The sequence below is a fragment of the Stenotrophomonas chelatiphaga genome, assembly GCF_001431535.1.
Classification (GTDB): domain Bacteria; phylum Pseudomonadota; class Gammaproteobacteria; order Xanthomonadales; family Xanthomonadaceae; genus Stenotrophomonas; species Stenotrophomonas chelatiphaga.
Map to the genome: position 1 here is coordinate 1 of NZ_LDJK01000029.1, position 16112 is coordinate 16112.

12 protein-coding genes are annotated in these 16112 nt (G+C 66.8%); 7 read left to right on the forward strand and 5 right to left on the reverse strand.

Translation table 11 applies throughout. The annotated features are described in order from the left end of the window. Positions 1–30 precede the first annotated feature (30 nt). Complete coding sequence (gene glmS, locus ABB28_RS07710; protein ID WP_057508080.1) at positions 31–1869, reverse strand: glutamine--fructose-6-phosphate transaminase (isomerizing); 1839 nt, start codon at positions 1867–1869, stop codon at positions 31–33. A gap of 204 nt (positions 1870–2073) precedes the next feature. Here glmS and ABB28_RS07715 point away from each other — a divergent pair, with 204 nt between their 5' ends. The 6 genes from ABB28_RS07715 (at position 2074) to ABB28_RS07740 (ending at position 9445) form a co-directional block, all read left to right on the forward strand. Next, positions 2074–3351 (forward strand): efflux RND transporter periplasmic adaptor subunit, encoded by a 1278-nt coding sequence (locus ABB28_RS07715; RefSeq protein ID WP_057508081.1) that lies wholly within the window; start codon positions 2074–2076, stop codon positions 3349–3351. 30 nt (positions 3352–3381) lie between these two features. Then, a complete protein-coding gene (locus ABB28_RS07720) occupies positions 3382–4098 on the forward strand; it encodes an ABC transporter ATP-binding protein (protein ID WP_057508082.1) in 717 nt (238 codons plus the stop codon). Positions 4099–4106: 8 nt separating this feature from the next. Further along, positions 4107–5411 (forward strand): ABC transporter permease, encoded by a 1305-nt coding sequence (locus ABB28_RS07725; protein WP_057508083.1) that lies wholly within the window; start codon positions 4107–4109, stop codon positions 5409–5411. Between the two features lie 21 nt (positions 5412–5432). After that, entirely contained in the window at positions 5433–6647 is a 1215-nt protein-coding gene (locus tag ABB28_RS07730; RefSeq protein WP_057508084.1) for an ABC transporter permease, read from the forward strand. A gap of 111 nt (positions 6648–6758) precedes the next feature. Then, entirely contained in the window at positions 6759–8102 is a 1344-nt protein-coding gene (locus ABB28_RS07735) for a sigma-54-dependent transcriptional regulator (RefSeq protein ID WP_057508085.1), read from the forward strand. Beyond that, positions 8099–9445, forward strand: a complete 1347-nt coding sequence (locus tag ABB28_RS07740) for a sensor histidine kinase (RefSeq protein WP_057508086.1) — start codon at positions 8099–8101, stop codon at positions 9443–9445. The genes ABB28_RS07735 and ABB28_RS07740 overlap by 4 nt, the downstream gene beginning before the upstream one ends. 45 nt (positions 9446–9490) lie before the next feature. On the opposite strand, the gene glmU is transcribed toward ABB28_RS07740, so the two are convergent. Further along, positions 9491–10858, reverse strand: coding sequence for a bifunctional UDP-N-acetylglucosamine diphosphorylase/glucosamine-1-phosphate N-acetyltransferase GlmU (gene glmU, locus ABB28_RS07745; protein WP_057508087.1), 1368 nt, complete (start codon positions 10856–10858; stop codon positions 9491–9493). A gap of 82 nt (positions 10859–10940) precedes the next feature. On the opposite strand from glmU, the gene ABB28_RS07750 reads away from it, so the two are divergent. Continuing rightward, positions 10941–11324 (forward strand): GtrA family protein, encoded by a 384-nt coding sequence (locus ABB28_RS07750; RefSeq protein WP_057508088.1) that lies wholly within the window; start codon positions 10941–10943, stop codon positions 11322–11324. 129 nt (positions 11325–11453) lie between these two features. Here the strand turns inward: ABB28_RS07750 and ABB28_RS07755 are convergent, their stop codons facing one another. From ABB28_RS07755 to atpD, 3 genes are all read right to left on the reverse strand, one after another. After that, positions 11454–13655 (reverse strand): YfhO family protein, encoded by a 2202-nt coding sequence (locus tag ABB28_RS07755; protein ID WP_245625310.1) that lies wholly within the window; start codon positions 13653–13655, stop codon positions 11454–11456. 484 nt (positions 13656–14139) lie between these two features. Then, on the reverse strand, positions 14140–14562 hold the full coding sequence (locus tag ABB28_RS07760; protein ID WP_057508089.1) for a F0F1 ATP synthase subunit epsilon: 423 nt from the start codon (positions 14560–14562) through the stop codon (positions 14140–14142). Positions 14563–14675: 113 nt separating this feature from the next. Beyond that, positions 14676–16082, reverse strand: coding sequence for a F0F1 ATP synthase subunit beta (gene atpD, locus ABB28_RS07765; protein ID WP_042614574.1), 1407 nt, complete (start codon positions 16080–16082; stop codon positions 14676–14678). Between the last annotated feature and the right edge of the window lie 30 nt (positions 16083–16112).

Consider the following 16112-nt stretch of genomic DNA (forward strand, 5'->3'; position numbering starts at 1 on the left):
CGCCCCCCGTTCCCTTTTTCGGGGGGGGGGTTACTCGACCGTTACGCTCTTGGCCAGGTTGCGTGGCTTGTCCACGTCGGTGCCGCGTGCCAGGGCGGTGTGGTACGCCAGCAACTGCACCGGAATGGTGTGCACGATCGGGCTCAGCACGCCAGCGTGGCGAGGGGTACGGATCACGTGCACGCCTTCGGATTCGACGAAGTTGCTGTCCTGGTCGGCGAACACGAACAGCTCTCCGCCCCGCGCGCGTACTTCCTGCATGTTGGATTTCACCTTCTCCAGCAGGCTGTCGTTGGGCGCGATCACCACCACCGGCATGTCCTCGTCCACCAGCGCCAGCGGGCCGTGCTTGAGCTCGCCGGCCGGGTAGGCCTCGGCGTGGATATAGGTGATTTCCTTCAGCTTGAGCGCGCCTTCCAACGCGATCGGGTAATGCAGGCCACGGCCCAGGAACAGCGCGCTGCTCTTGCGCGCGAAGCGCTCGGCCCATGCGGCGATCTGCGGTTCCATGTTCAGCGCGTGCTGCACGCTGCCCGGCAGGAAGCGCAGCTGCTCCAGGTAGTCCGCTTCCCGGGTGGCATCAACCCGGCCATGCAGCTTGCCCAGCACCACGGTCAGCTGGAAGAGCGCCGCCAGCTGGGTCGTGAACGCCTTGGTCGAGGCCACGCCGATTTCGGCACCGGCGCGGGTGTAGCAGACCAGTTCGCTGGCACGTGGGATCGCGCTTTCCGGCACGTTGCAGATGGAGAGCGTATGCAGGTGTCCCAGTGACTTGGCGTACTTGAGCGCCTCCATCGTATCCAGCGTTTCGCCGGACTGGGAAAGGGTGACCACCAGGTGCTTCGGATCGGCGTACGCAGCGCGGTAGCGGTATTCGCTGGCGATCTCCACGTTGCACGGCAGGCCGGCGATCGATTCGATCCAGTAACGCGCGGTCATGCCGGCGTAGTAGCTGGTGCCACAGGCCAGGATCTGCACCCCGGTGATGCCCGACAGCACCGCCTCGGCGTTCCTGCCGAACAGTTCGGCCGGGAAGCCGCCGGCGTCGATCGCCGCTTCGATGGTATCGCCCAGCGCGCGCGGCTGCTCGTGCACTTCCTTCTGCATGAAATGACGGTACGGACCGAGTTCCAGCGAGGCCAGCGAGACATCGGACAGGTGCACGCCGCGATCGATCGGCTGGTCGTGCGCGTCGTACACCTGCACGCCATCGCGGCGCACGTCGGCGGTATCGCCCTCTTCCAGGAAGATCACCCGGCGCGTGGAGGAAATGATCGCCGAGACGTCCGAGGCGACGAAGTTCTCGCCGTCGCCCAGGCCGACCAGCAACGGGCAGCCCATGCGTGCGCAGACGAAATGATCCGGCTCGGCACGGCTCATCACTGCCAATGCGTAGGCGCCGGTCAGTTCCTTGACCGTGCGCTGCAAGGCCGACAGCAGGCTGTCACCGCCCTTCAGGTGATGGTGCATCAGGTGCGCGATGACTTCGGTATCGGTCTGCGATTCGAACACGTAGCCGAGCGCACGCAGCTTCTCGCGCTGTTCTTCGTGGTTTTCGATGATGCCGTTGTGCACCAGCGCCACGCCGGCGCTGATGTGCGGGTGGGCGTTGGCTTCGGTGACCCCGCCGTGGGTCGCCCAGCGGGTGTGCCCGATGCCGAGCACGCTGTTGAAGCCTTCGGCATCGGCGGCGCTGGCCATCTCCGAGACGCGGCCGGTACGACGTACGCGGCGGATGTCCGGCTGCGCGCCCTGTTCCAGCACCGCGATGCCCGACGAATCGTAGCCCCGGTATTCCAGCCGCTTCAGGCCTTCGATGAGCACCGGCACCACATCGCGATCAGCGATCGCACCCACGATTCCGCACATAGACCCGCATCCCTTGGTGTTGATGTCCACATTCTAGCGTGGGTGTCCGTCCGGGCCGTCTGGCCGCTTAACGAAAGTGTCCGCATGGGTGTCCGCGGACACACGGACACCCGTGCGGACAACGCAACTGCTTGATCGTAAAGGAAGGGGAAGTTGGCACGCTCCCTGCTTCATTACCGGCAGTCCGACCACCCAGGCCCTTCGATGATCCGCGACACTTCCGCCCAGGACCAGATCGTTTCCACGTCCACGCCCGGTTCGGCCGCCAGCACCTGGCGCCGCTACCGCTGGCCCGCGCTCGCCGCGCTGCTGGTGCTGGCCGGCATTGCCTTCGCCGTGCATGGCTGGCTCAACGCCAGCCGTTCGTTCGACAGCAGCCGGGTGCGCATCGCGCAGGTGGAGCGCGGCGACCTGGTGCGCGACATCGCCGCCGACGGCCGGGTGATCGCGGCCAACAGCCCGGTGCTGTATGCGATCTCGGCCGGCACCGTGACCCTGAAGGTGGTGGCCGGTGACGTGGTCAAGAAGGGCCAGGAGCTGGCGCTGATCGACAGCCCGGAACTGCGCAGCAAGCTGGCCCAGGAAGAGGCCACCCTTGCCGGGCTGGAAGCCGAATCCAGCCGTGCCGCGCTGGATGCCACCCTGACCCGCGCCAAGTCGCGCAAGGACACCGACCAGGCCGGCATCGAGAAAGTGGCCGCCGAACGCGACCTGCAGCGCTACCAGCGCGGTTTCGATGGCGGCGCGGTGCCGCAGATCGACCTGGCACGCGCGCAGGACGCCTTGAAGAAGGCCGACATCAACCTGGTGAACGCCCAGGCCGACACCCGCCTGCAGGGCCAGGGTGCGGACCTGGATGCGCGCAACAAGCGCCTGCTGGCCGACCGCCAGCGTGCGGTGGTGGCCGAGGTCAAGCGCCAGGTGGACGCGCTGACCCTGCGCGCCCCGTTCGACGGTCAGGTCGGCCAGGTGCAGGCCGTGCAGCACACCAACCTGGTCGCCAATGCGCCGGTGCTGGGCGTGGTCGACCTGTCCAACTTCGAAATCGAGATCAAGGTGCCGGAAAGCTTTGCCCGCGACCTGGCGATCGGCATGCCCGCGCAGCTGACCAGCGGCAGTGGCCAGCCGTTCGCCGGCGAGATCAGCGCGGTGTCGCCGGAGGTGGTCAACGGCGAGGTCACCGCCCGCGTGCGCTTCGCTGACAAGCAGCCGGCCGGTCTGCGCCAGAGCCAGCGCATGTCCGTGCGCGTGCTGCTGGATACGCGCAAGGACGTGCTGAAGGTCGAGCGTGGCCCGTTCGTCGAACAGGGCACCGGCAATGCCTACGTCATGGACGGCAACACCGCCGTGCGCCGGCCCGTGCAGCTGGGCGTGAGCAGCCTGGGCGAAGTGGAGATCCTGTCCGGCGTGCAGCCGGGAGATCGCATCGTGGTCGCCGGCAGCGACCTGTTCAAGGACGCCGAGCGCGTTTCCATCAACTGACATCCCCCCTTACCGAATCTGGAGAGAACCATGCTTGAGATGCGCGCTGTCGCCAAAGTGTTCCGCACCGAACAGGTCGAAACCCATGCCCTGCGTTCGCTGGACCTGCTGGTCAACGAAGGCGAGTTCGTCGCCGTGACCGGTCCGTCCGGCTCGGGCAAGACCACCTTCCTCAATATCGCCGGCCTGCTGGAGACCTTCACCAGCGGCACCTACCTGCTCGATGGCCAGGATGTGAGCACGCTGGGCGACGATGCGCGCAGCCGCCTGCGCAACCAGAAGATCGGCTTCATCTTCCAGGGCTTCAACCTGATCCCCGACCTCAACCTGTTCGACAACGTCGACGTACCGCTGCGCTACCGCGGCATGTCCGCAGCCGAGCGCCGCGAGCGCATCGAGAAGGCGCTGAGCCAGGTCGGCCTGGGTTCGCGCATGAAGCACTATCCCAGCGAGCTGTCCGGCGGCCAGCAGCAGCGTGCCGCCATCGCCCGTGCACTGGCCGGCAGCCCGCGCCTGCTGCTGGCCGATGAGCCGACCGGCAACCTGGACAGCACGATGGCGCGCGGGGTGATGGAGCTGCTGGAGGAGATCAACGCTGCCGGCACCACCATCGTGATGGTGACCCACGATCCCGAACTGGCCGCCCGTGCGCAGCGCAACGTGCACATCGTGGACGGCCAGGTCACCGACCTGCTGCGCGAGCCGGTGCTGGCCACCGCGCGGCGCATTGCCGCCGTCAACGAGTGAGGCCCGCCATGTTCGCCTACTACGTCCGCCTCGCCCTGCGCAGCTTCCGCCGCAACAAGGTGCTGACCGCGTTGATGGTGGTGGCCATCGCGCTGGGCATCGGCGCCTCGATGACCACCCTGACCGTGTTCCACGTGCTGTCCGGCGATCCGATCCCGGGCAAGAGCGATCGGCTGTTCTACGTGCAGCTGGATCCGCGCCCGAAGTCGGGCTACGTCCCCGGCGAAGAGCCCGAAGAGCAGATGACCCGCTTCGATGCCGAAGCGCTGCTGCGCGAGAAGCGCGGACAGCACCAGGCGGTGATGACCGCCGGCGGCGCCACCATCGTGCCCGACGGCAGCACGCTGAAGCCGTTCTCGGTGGATTCGCGCTATACCTCGGCCGACTTCTTCCCGATGTTCGAGGTGCCGTTCCAGTACGGAAACCCGTGGACCGCGGCCGACGACGAAGGCCGCAGTCGTGTCGTGGTGTTGTCCAAGGCGCTCAATGACAAGCTGTTCAACGGGGCCAACAGTGTCGGTCGCAACCTGACCATCAGTGGGCATTCACTGCGCGTGGTCGGCGTGCTGAAGGCATGGCAGCCCGAACCGCGCTTCTTCGACCTGTCCTTCAGTGCCTATGGGCAGGAAGAAGACGTGCTGCTGCCGTTCTCCACGTCGGTCGACCTCAAGCTGGGCAGCAGCGGCAACATGAACTGTTTCGGTGATACCGCGCCCACCGGCTCCAGTTCGGACCTCAACGCACCCTGCACGTGGCTGCAGTTCTGGGTTGAACTGGACCCGGCCAAGGCCGATGACTACCGCCAGTACCTGGTCAACTACTCCGACCAGCAGCGCGCGGCGGGACGCTTCCAGCGCCCGGCCAACACCCGCCTGTCCACGGTGATGGAATGGCTGGACTACAAGAAGGCCGTGCCCAGCGACGTGCGCCTGCAGGTCTGGCTGGCACTGGGCTTCCTGGTGGTGTGCCTGATCAACACGGTCGGCCTGCTGCTGGCCAAGTTCCTGCGCCGCAGCGGTGAAATCGGCGTGCGGCGTGCACTCGGCGCCAGCCGTGGCCAGATCTTCCTGCAGTGCGTGGTGGAAGCCGGCGCGGTCGGCGTGGCCGGCGGCGTGCTGGGCATCGGGCTGGCGTTGATCGGCCTGTACGCCGTGCGCCAGCAGCCGGTGGAGTACGCAAAGCTGGCCCATCTGGACGGCAGCATGCTGCTGCTCGCCCTCGGCCTGACCCTGTTCGCCAGCCTGGCCGCCGGCATGCTGCCGGCGTGGCGCGCGATGCAGGTCACCCCGGCCATCCAGCTCAAGTCGCAGTAAGCACGTCAACGAGGAATCATCATGGACATCCGCCCCATCCTCAGCACCCTGCGCCGGCACAAGACCGCCGCCTCGCTGATCGTGCTTGAAGTCGCGCTGACCTGCGCCATCGTCTGCAACGCGCTGTTCCTGGTCAGCCAGCGCATCGAAAAGATCAGCCAGCCCAGCGGCCTGGCCGAAAAAGAACTGGTGGTCGTGCGGGTCAGCGGCATCGGCAAGCAGACCGATGCCATGGCACGCACCCGCGAAGACATCGCCTCGCTGCGTGCGATCCCCGGCGTCACCAGCGTGACCCGTGCCAGCCAGCTGCCGTTCCGCACCAGCTCCTCCAACAGCGGCATCTCGCTGACGCCGGAGCAGGAGAAGCCGACCATCCATTCGACCATGTACAACGTCAACGAAAATGCCCTGCCCACGCTCGGCCTGAACCTGGTGGCGGGACGTGACTTCCAGCCGGGCGAATTCGTCGACCGCGAAGCAGCGATGAAGGAATTCCCCAGCACCAAGGCGATTTCCGGCATCTTCAGCCAGGCGGCCGCCAACCGCCTGTTCCCGGGTCAGTCCGCGGTTGGCAAGACGGTCTACATCGGCACCCAGCCGGTGCACGTGGTCGGCATCGTGGACTACCTGGCCACGCCGACCGGCTGGGATGACAACACCGACATGTCGTTGCTGCTGCCGATGCGGACCGACTTCACCGAAGGCCCGTACCTGCTGCGTACCGATCCGCAGCGCCGCCAGGAGGTGCTGACCGCTGCGCTGGCCGCCCTGGAACGCAACGATCCCAACCGGCTGGTGCGCGAGAAACTCACCTACGAAGAGCAGCGTGACAGCTACTTCAAGAACGACCGGGCGATGGTCGGCCTGCTGATCACCGTGTGCGTGGCCCTGCTGGTGGTGACCGCACTGGGCATCGTCGGGCTGGCCAGCTTCTGGGTGCAGCAGCGCAGCAAGCAGATCGGCATCCGCCGCGCCCTGGGGGCCACGCGGGGGCAGATCCTGCGCTACTTCCAGACCGAGAACTTCCTGCTGGCCACGGTCGGCATCGTGCTGGGCATGCTGGCCGCCTACGCGATCAACCTGGCGCTGATGAATACCTACGAGCTGCCACGCATGCCGCTGGTCTACCTGCCGGTGGGCGCGGTGCTGCTGTGGCTGCTGGGCCAGGTGGCGGTATTCGGCCCGGCCCGGCGCGCCGCGGCGGTACCGCCGGCGGTGGCCACCCGCGGCAGCTGAGGCGTACCCGCCCCGGCTTGTATATCCTGCTCCCATGATGTCCATGGCGCCGTGCCCTGCCCGGCGCCCATGTTCCGCCGAGCACGGCTCGGCGCCAACAGAAGCTGCCGCATGCCCGCGATCCTGATCATCGACGACAACACCAGCGTGGCCACTGCGCTGGACGTGCTGTTCTCGCTGCACGACATCGACACCCTGCAGGCGACGTCGCCGGAACAGGGCCTGGCCCTGCTGCGCGAACATGCCGTGGACCTGGTCATCCAGGACATGAACTTCACCGAGGACACCACCTCCGGCGAAGAAGGTGAAGCACTGTTCGCCCGCATCCGTGAGGCACACCCGGACCTTCCTGTGATCCTGCTGACCGCGTGGACCCACCTCGGCACGGCGGTGGAACTGGTGAAGGCCGGCGCGGCCGATTACCTGCCCAAGCCCTGGGACGACCGCAAGCTGCTGACCACGGTCAACAACCTGCTGGAACTGTCCGAAGCGCGCAGCGAGCTGGATCGCCGCCGACAGCGCGAGCAGCGCCAGCGCAGCGACCTGGAACAGCGCTACGACCTGTGCGGTGCGGTATTCGCCGATCCGGCCAGCGAACGGGTGATCGCGCTGGCCTGCCAGGTCGCGCGGTCGACGCTGCCGGTGCTGATCACCGGTCCCAACGGCGCCGGCAAGGAAAAGATCGCCCAGATCATCCAGGCCAACTCGGCGGTGGCCAAGGGCCCGTTCGTGACGGTCAACTGTGGTGCGCTGCCGGCCGAGCTGATCGAAGCGGAACTGTTCGGTGCAGAAGCCGGTGCCTACACCGGCGCCAACAAGGCACGCGAGGGCAAGTTCGAAGCCGCCGACGGCGGCACGCTGTTCCTGGACGAGATCGGCAACCTGCCGCTGGGCGGCCAGATGAAGCTGCTGCGCGTGCTGGAAACCGGCCGTTTCGAACGGCTCGGCTCCAACCGCGAACGCCAGGTCAAGGTGCGCGTGGTCAGTGCCACCAATGCCGATCTGGGCGCGATGATCCGCGACGGCAGCTTCCGCGAGGACCTGTATTACCGGCTCAATACGGTCGAGCTGACGCTGCCACCGCTGGCCGAGCGGCCCGGCGATATCGTGCCGCTGGCCGAACATTTCCTGGCAGGCGACAAGCCGCTGTCCGCAGCAGCCAGCACGGCATTGCAGCGCCACCCGTGGCCGGGCAACGTGCGCGAACTGCGCAACGTGATCCAGCGCGCCGAACTGCTGGCCATCGGCAACCGCATCGACGTGGCCGACCTCAACCTGCCGCGCGCGCCGGCCGCCCCGCGTGGCACCGGCACGACGGTCGACCCCGACCGCCAGCGCATCGAAACCGCGCTGGCCAGCAACCACGGCATCATTGCCCAGGCCGCCGCCGAACTCGGGCTGAGCCGGCAGGCGCTGTACCGGCGCATGGACCGCTTCGGCATTCCACGCGAATGAGGCAGCGCTCCTTCACTTTCCAGCTGTTCCTGCGCCTGCTGCCGGTGCTGGCGCTGGCGGCCGCACTACCGTGGCTGCTGGCGTACTGGATGGACCACGGCTGGGGCGTGGCGATCCTGTCGGGCATCGTGCTGCTGGCGTTGATGTGGTTCAGCCTGAACCGCGCCATCGCACCGGTGCGTTCGCTGATGCGCGCCCTGTCCGGCGTGGTCAGCAGCTACAAGGACGGCGAGTTCAACTTCAGCGTGCACTGGCCGGCACGCGATGAACTGGGGCACCTGGTGGAGGCGCACCGCGAACTGGGCGACGTGCTGCGGGAGCAGCGGCAAGCGCTGGTACAGCGCGAACTGCTGCTGGACACGATGGTGCAGAACACGCCGGTGGCGATGCTGCTGCTGGCCGCCGGCGGCGATGGGCTGCAGCGCGTGGTGTTCTCCAACCTGGCCGCGCGCAAGCTGCTGCACGGTGGGTTCAAGCTGGAAGGCCAGCGCCTGGCCGAACTGCTGGAACAGATGCCGATCGCCCTGCGCGATGCGATTTCGCGGGGCGGCGACAGCCTGTTCGCGGTGCGCGAAGAGGACAGCGAAGACGAGGAAGATGAGCAGATCTATCATCTTTCGCGGCGCGCCTTCCATCTCAATGGACGGCCGCACGACCTGCTGCTGATCCGCCTGCTCACCGCCGAACTGCGCCGGCAGGAAGTACAGACCTGGAAAAAAGTCATCCGCGTCATCAGCCACGAGCTCAATAATTCATTGGCTCCCATTGCGTCCCTGGCGCACTCCGGCGGTGAACTGGTCAAGCGCGAGCGCTACGACCGCCTGCCGGAGATCTTCTCCACCATCGAAGACCGTGCACGCCATCTGGAGGGCTTCATCCGGGGCTATGCGCGGTTCGCCAAGTTGCCGCAGCCGCAGTTGCAGACCGTGCACTGGGCCCCGTTCCTGGCCAGCCTGCAGCAGCAGATTCCGTTCCAGATGGACGCGCTGGATGAAGACCTGCACAGCCGGGTGGACATCGCCCAGCTCGGCCAGGCGTTGTTGAACCTGGTCAAGAACGCACACGAAGCCTGCGCTGAGTCCGACCCGCCCAATGACGATGTGCGGGTCAAGGTCACGCGCCTGCCGCAATGGCTGCGGCTGGATGTACTGGATCGCGGCAAGGGCATGAACGAAGCGGTGCTGCAGAACGCCCTGACCCCGTTCTATTCGACCAAGCGCAACGGCACCGGCCTGGGGCTGGCGCTCACCCGCGAGATCGTGGAAGCGCACGGCGGTCGCATCGCGCTGCAGAACCGCACCGAAGGCGGGCTGTGCGTGTCGTTGCTGTTGCCGCAGAACTGATCGGCGACGCCGGGCATGCCTCGGCGCTGCCGGGGGGCGGGCACGTCAGGACTTCTTCTGCGGGCGCTGCCAGCCTTCGATCACCTGCTGGCGGCTGCGCGCCACGGTCAGCTGGCCATCCGGCGCGGTGCGGGTGATCACCGATCCGGCGGCGATGGTCGCACCCTCGCCTACCAGCACCGGTGCCACCAGCGAACTGTTGGAGCCGATGAAGGCGTTGTCGCCGATCGTGGTCTGCGACTTGTTCACCCCGTCGTAGTTGCAGGTGATGGTGCCGGCGCCGATGTTGACCTTGCTGCCGATGACCGCATCGCCGAGGTAGCTCAGGTGATTGGCCTTGCTGCCCACGCCCATGCGGATCTTCTTGGTTTCCACGAAGTTGCCCACGTGCACGCCATCGGCCAGCACGGTACCCGGGCGCAGCCGCGCGAACGGCCCGATCTGCGCCGCGCCTTCGGTCACCACGCCTTCCACGTCGCAGTGCGCCAGCACGGTGGTGCCCGGTCCCAGGGTGACATCCTTGAGCCGGGTGAACGGACCAATGCTGACCCCGTCACCGAGTTCCACGCGGCCTTCCAGGATCACGTTGACGTCGATCTGCACGTCACGGCCGACGATGACGTCACCGCGGATATCGACCCGCGCCGGGTCCAGCACGCGCGCGCCCTGCACGCACAGTGCACGCACGGCGCGCTGCTGCCAGGCACGTTCGAGCTGCGCCAGCTGCCACGGATCATTGGCGCCTTCGGCGTCCTGCGGATCGGCGACCAGGCTCATCTCCGCTGCGGTGTATTCGTTGGCGGCAAAGGCGAACACATCGGTCAGGTAATACTCGCCCTGTGCATTGGCATTGGACAGCTGCGAGAGCCAGCGCCGCAGCGCGGTGGATTCGGCGGTGATGATGCCGGTGTTGATGGTGCGGATGCGGCGGTGTTCCTCGCTGGCATCCTTCTGCTCCACGATCGAGCCGACCTTGCCTTCGGCATCGCGCACGATGCGCCCGTAACCGGTGGGGTTGTCCATCTCCGCGGCCAGCACCGCCAGTCGGCCCGGCTGGTCCAGCAGCTCGCGCAGGGTCTGCGCACGGATCAACGGCACGTCGCCGTACAACACCAGCACCTGCGCGGCGTCCGGCACCTCCGGCATCGCCTGCGCCACGGCATGGCCGGTGCCCAGCTGCTGCGACTGCTCGGCCCACAGCAGATCGGGCTGGCTGGAAAAATGCGCGCGCACGGCATCACCGCCATGGCCGTACACGATGTGGATCGCATCCGGCTTCAGCTCGCGTGCGGTGGCGATCACATGGGCCAGCATGGGTTGCCCCGCCACCGGCTGCAGCACCTTCGGCAATACGGACTTCATGCGCTTGCCGGCGCCAGCGGCGAGGATGATGACGTGCAGGGCTTGGGTCATGGAAAAAAGGGTCCGCGATGGTTTCGCGACATTCTAGAACGGCCGCCGTTAACATGACTCACGCATCCTGCATCTACCGCCCATGACCCTGCTCCGCCAAGGTGGCTACTACCTCGTCGTCGGCCTGCTCCAGCTGCTGCTGGACTGGTGCGTGTTCGTCGCCGTCACCGCGCTGGGCATGCCGGTGGTGCCGGGCAATGTGATCGGGCGTGCCTGCGCAATGCTGCTGGGCTTCTGGCTCAACGGGCGCTACACCTTTGCCGATGCCGGAAGGCAGCGGCTGGGCTGGAAGCGCTTCGGTCGCTTCATCGCGCTGTGGGCCGCAATCACCGCGCTGAGTACCGTGCTGGTGGCCGCAGCCGACCAGGCGCTGGGGCTGCGCTACGCATGGTTGGCCAAGCCGCTGGTGGAAGGCGGGCTGGCCGGGCTGTCATTCCTGCTGATGCGGCGCCTGGTGTTCCGCTGACCCATCGCGCAGCACATCGGTAGCGCCGAGCCATGCTCGGCGAGCACAGCGGGCCGTGGCCTGAACGATGCCGCCGAGCATGGCTCGGCGCTACCGCTTCATGACCGGCAATCTCACGCCACACGCGCCTCAGCGGCCGAGGCGCTGACCCAGTCCGTCGCGCCACAACTGCAGCGGACTGAAACGGAACGCCACCTGGTGGCGACCGGCCGGCACGCAGACCGCACGGAACAGCCCGTTGGCGCGCATCAGTGGTGCTGCCGCCCCATCCACGCTGGCCTGCCAGCCCGGAGCGGTCACCTCATTGACCACCAGCCACGCCGGCGCGGCCGCGTCCACCTGCACGCTCAGCCCACTGGCCCGGTAGACCGTTGCGCCCACCTGCAGCTTGCCCGCATCGGCATCGGCACACGCCGCCTGCGTATCGCCGGGCAGCCAGACCGTGGTGCTGAAGTCGGTCCGGTTGAATGCCGCGGCAGGCGGCAGGTCTTCATCATGACGACGCACTGCCGTGGGATTGAGCATCCGCGGCAGCATGCTGTCACGTTGCATCACCTGCAGTTCGGCGTCGTAGGCATGCGAACCCGGGAACGCCGTCGGTGCCAGCACCCAGCGCACGCCGATCAGATCGTACAGCGGCGCATCGAAGTCCGGCGTCCATGGCGTTTCTGGTTTCTGCTGCACGCTGTCGAGCGGATCACCGGGCATGCCGAGCATCTGCAGGGCCCGGCGGTCGAGCAACGGATTGTAGCCATTGGCCAATGCCAGCCCATGGACGGCCGCGCCGTTGGTCAACGGCCCGATGCCGAAGACCAATGCGCGTTCGGGCAGGCCGTCGCTGTGCTGCGCGGACAGCAACTGGTACGCACTCTGCGCCGGCCCGGGCCGCGTTGCGGTCATCACCGGACGGGTGGCGCTGCGCGCGTTGAACGAGGTACTTACGTTGAACATCAGCAGGTCCAGCAGCATCAGTCCCAACAGCCAGCGCGAGGGCGACCGGTGACGTATCAACTGACGCACCGCGACCGCCCCGATGGCGACGCTGATTGCCAGCCACGCCCCCCCCTGCAGGCGTCCACTGCCCAGGACCAGCCACGCACCGGCAACGGCCAGCATGACCACCACCAGCAGCGATGGCAGGTGCGGGCGCAACGGATCGCGCTGCAGGGCCGACTGCAGCGCATGCGCGGACAGCCATGCCGCCGCCGGGACGGCGAGGAACAATCCATCCGACGGGCGGCGGAACAGGTCCAGCCCCGGCAGCCAGCCGAACAGCCACGGGAACAAGGGCGTGGCCCCGCCGAGCGCGAACAGCACGGCCAGCACGAAGACCGCCAGCGCGATGCGCGCGCCGCGCGGATCGCGGCGCACCACCGCGCCACCCCATGCAAGCCACACCGCCAACGGCACAGCCCCCATGTACAGATAGTCGGTGGTGATGTCCCCGAACGCCCAGCTGTCGCCGCGTCCCTGTTCGAACACATTGCCGGACAGCAACGTAACCAGCGATTGCCAGTGGATGGCGCCCGGCAGGGCGGCCTGCAATGACACCCCATCACGGTTGGTATGGGCCAGCCATGCGAACGTGGACAACCATTGGGGGGCACTGATCGCCGCTGCCATCGCGCCTACCGTCGCAAGCTGCAGGCACAGGCGGATGCGCCGGGCGCGCGCCATGGCGATCGCAGTGATGGCATACACCGCACACGCCAGCACGATCAGGTAGGTGACCTGGGTCAGCTGTAGCGCACACAGCCCCCCGACAACGCCGGCCAGCACGGCATGACGCCAGCGCAGATGATGGCGCAGCTGGTCCAGTGCCAGCCACAACCAAGGCAGCAGGCAGTAACTGACGATCATCGGGGTGTGCTGCAGGCGCGCCGCCGCGACCCCGCCGAACAGGAAAACCAGTGCGAACATCAGCTGCGGCAGCCGCTGTAACCCTTGGGTTGCCGCAAGTTTCAACGCCCCCATCCCCGCCACCATCACATGCAGCAGGATCACCACCGTGAACCAGTGCAGCGAGGCAGGCGCCAGCAGCATCGGCAGCACCACGGTCGGCTGCAGGGTCATCATCTGCGGGTCGGCCAGCTGCGGATAACCGCCGTGCAGGTAAGGATTCCACCACGCGACGTCCCCCAGCAGCAGCTGCTGGGCGGTGAAGCTCACCGCAGGAAAAAACTGCTGGACGGCATCGAAGGGAATCGTCCAGACGCCGAGCAGCCACGGCAGGCACAGCACCAGCCACATGACGCACCACGCGAAACCTGGCGTCGCGGTTGAACGGTTCCAGCGGTTGATGAGCGAAACCGCACCGATAGTCTGCTGCACCCTGCTCTCCTTGCTTTATCAGCGCCTGCCGCCAGCCTCGGGGCGGCGGAGATCAATCATAGCCCGCACCCGCGCGGCATGCCCCAGGGCCTCCTGCATGCGGTCATTCATCGCTTCCGCATGCGTCTTCGTGCAGCCCGGCCCGCCGCGCCGCGCCGCCGGGCGATGCCGAGCCATGGCGCAAGCAGCTTTTCGTCTACCTCGTCGATCATGCCGCGCAGTGGCCTGCGCGGCAGCAGGCAGTAACGTGGCAGGAAGCACTGCCTGGCAGTGACTGAGGACAGGCATGGCGCGCCTTCCGGACGAAAGAGCCCCTAGGGTGAACACCCGTGGTCGCCAGCACGAGGAACCGGCGCACAGTTCGGCCGGCACCATCGGCAATGCGCGGAAAATACAAACGCCGGCCCAGGGCCGGCGTCGGACCAACCAGCGGAAATGGAGCGTGACGACCAGCGGTCGTCACCCAGCGAATCCGCCCAGAGGTTCAGTGCTTCAGGTTCTTGCGCAGGCGCTCCAGCGCCTGCAGCTGGGCAGTCACTTCGGCCAGCTTCTGCTGGGCCTCGGCGATCTCCATGCCTTCACCACGGTTGGCCAGCATGCGCTCGGCTTCTTCCTTGGCCTTGCGTACCGCCGCTTCGTCGATGTCCTGCGCGCGCATGGCCGTGTCAGCCAGCACGGTGACCACCTGCGGCTGCACTTCCAGGATGCCGCCGGAGATGAAGAAGTCCAGCTGCTCGCCATTGGCCTGGGTCACCACCACCTTGCCCGGCTTGAGGCGGGTGATCAGCGGTGCGTGCTTGGGCGCGATGCCCAGCTCGCCCAGCTCACCGGTGGCCACGACCAGGGTCGCTTCACCCCGGAAGATTTCCTGCTCGGCGCTGACGATGTCGCAACGGATCGTGCTCATGCAAATCTCTTCACTGTTCGCGGCGGCACGATGCCACCGGGGAGGAGCCACGGCGCGGACGGGTGTCCAGCGCCGGTGTCAGGTCGGGCAGGATCGCTCCCGCCCGATCCGGATCAGGCCTTTTCGGCCATCTTCTTGGCCTTTTCGACCGCTTCTTCGATGCCGCCGACCATGTAGAACGCCTGCTCCGGCAGGTGGTCGTACTCACCATCGACGATGGCCTTGAAGCCACGGATGGTGTCCTTCAGCGACACGTACTTGCCCGGCGAACCGGTGAACACTTCGGCCACGTGGAACGGCTGGCTGAAGAAGCGCTCGATCTTGCGGGCGCGGGTCACGGCCTGCTTGTCTTCTTCTGACAGTTCGTCCATGCCCAGGATGGCGATGATGTCCTTCAGTTCCTTGTACTTCTGCAGGGTCTGCTGGACGCGCTGGGCGGTGTCGTAATGCTCGTGGCCGATGACCAGCGGGTCCATCTGGCGGCTGGTGGAATCCAGCGGATCCACGGCCGGGTAGATACCCAACGAGGCGATCGAACGCGACAGGGTCACGGTCGAATCCAGATGGGCGAAGGTGGTCGCCGGCGACGGATCGGTCAAGTCATCGGCCGGCACGTAGACGGCCTGGATCGAGGTGATCGAGCCGTTCTTGGTGGAGGTGATGCGCTCCTGCAGGACGCCCATTTCCTCGGCCAGAGTGGGCTGGTAGCCCACGGCCGACGGCATGCGGCCCAGCAGTGCCGACACTTCGGTACCGGCCAGGGTGTAGCGGTAGATGTTGTCGACGAACAGCAGCACGTCCTTGCCCTTGCCCGACGCGTCCTTCTCGTCGCGGAAGTACTCGGCCATGGTCAGGCCGGTCAGCGCGACGCGCAGGCGGTTGCCCGGCGGCTCGTTCATCTGGCCGTACACCATCGCGACCTTGTCCAGGACGTTGGAGTCCTTCATCTCGTGGTAGAAGTCGTTGCCCTCACGGGTACGCTCACCCACGCCGGCGAACACGGACAGGCCGCTGTGCGCCTTGGCGATGTTGTTGATCAGTTCCATCATGTTGACGGTCTTGCCGACGCCGGCGCCGCCGAACAGGCCGACCTTGCCGCCCTTGGCGAACGGGCACATCAGGTCGATGACCTTGATGCCGGTTTCCAGCAGCTCGGTGGCCGGGGACTGGTCTTCGTACGACGGCGCGGCGCGGTGGATTTCCCACGTGTCACTGGCGGCCACCGGGCCGGCTTCGTCGATCGGGCGACCCAGCACGTCCATGATGCGACCCAGGGTGCCCGGGCCGACCGGCACGGAGATGCCGCGCTCGGTGTTGGTGGCGACCAGGTTGCGCTTCAGGCCATCGGTGGAACCGAGGGCGATGCAGCGGACCACGCCGTCGCCCAGCTGCTGCTGGACTTCGAGGGTGATTTCGGTGTTGTCGACCTTCAGTGCGTCATACACCTTCGGTACCGACTCACGGGGGAACTCGACGTCGACGACCGCGCCGATGATCTGAACGATCTTGCCCTGACTCATTGCTGCATCCTCTGGATTTTGTGCTTTGGA

Bases quoted from the DNA above. Each gene is read 5' to 3' on its own strand.
- ABB28_RS07725 (WP_057508083.1), top strand. From the start codon at position 4,107: ATGTTCGCCTACTACGTCCGCCTCGCCCTGCGCAGCTTCCGCCGCAAC.
- ABB28_RS07720 (WP_057508082.1), top strand. From the start codon at position 3,382: ATGCTTGAGATGCGCGCTGTCGCCAAAGTGTTCCGCACCGAACAGGTC.
- glmU (WP_057508087.1), bottom strand. From the start codon at position 10,858: ATGACCCAAGCCCTGCACGTCATCATCCTCGCCGCTGGCGCCGGCAAG.
- ABB28_RS07735 (WP_057508085.1), top strand. From the start codon at position 6,759: ATGCCCGCGATCCTGATCATCGACGACAACACCAGCGTGGCCACTGCG.
- ABB28_RS07760 (WP_057508089.1), bottom strand. From the start codon at position 14,562: ATGAGCACGATCCGTTGCGACATCGTCAGCGCCGAGCAGGAAATCTTC.
- ABB28_RS07740 (WP_057508086.1), top strand. From the start codon at position 8,099: ATGAGGCAGCGCTCCTTCACTTTCCAGCTGTTCCTGCGCCTGCTGCCG.
- ABB28_RS07750 (WP_057508088.1), top strand. From the start codon at position 10,941: ATGACCCTGCTCCGCCAAGGTGGCTACTACCTCGTCGTCGGCCTGCTC.
- ABB28_RS07715 (WP_057508081.1), top strand. From the start codon at position 2,074: ATGATCCGCGACACTTCCGCCCAGGACCAGATCGTTTCCACGTCCACG.
- glmS (WP_057508080.1), bottom strand. From the start codon at position 1,869: ATGTGCGGAATCGTGGGTGCGATCGCTGATCGCGATGTGGTGCCGGTG.
- atpD (WP_042614574.1), bottom strand. From the start codon at position 16,082: ATGAGTCAGGGCAAGATCGTTCAGATCATCGGCGCGGTCGTCGACGTC.
- ABB28_RS07730 (WP_057508084.1), top strand. From the start codon at position 5,433: ATGGACATCCGCCCCATCCTCAGCACCCTGCGCCGGCACAAGACCGCC.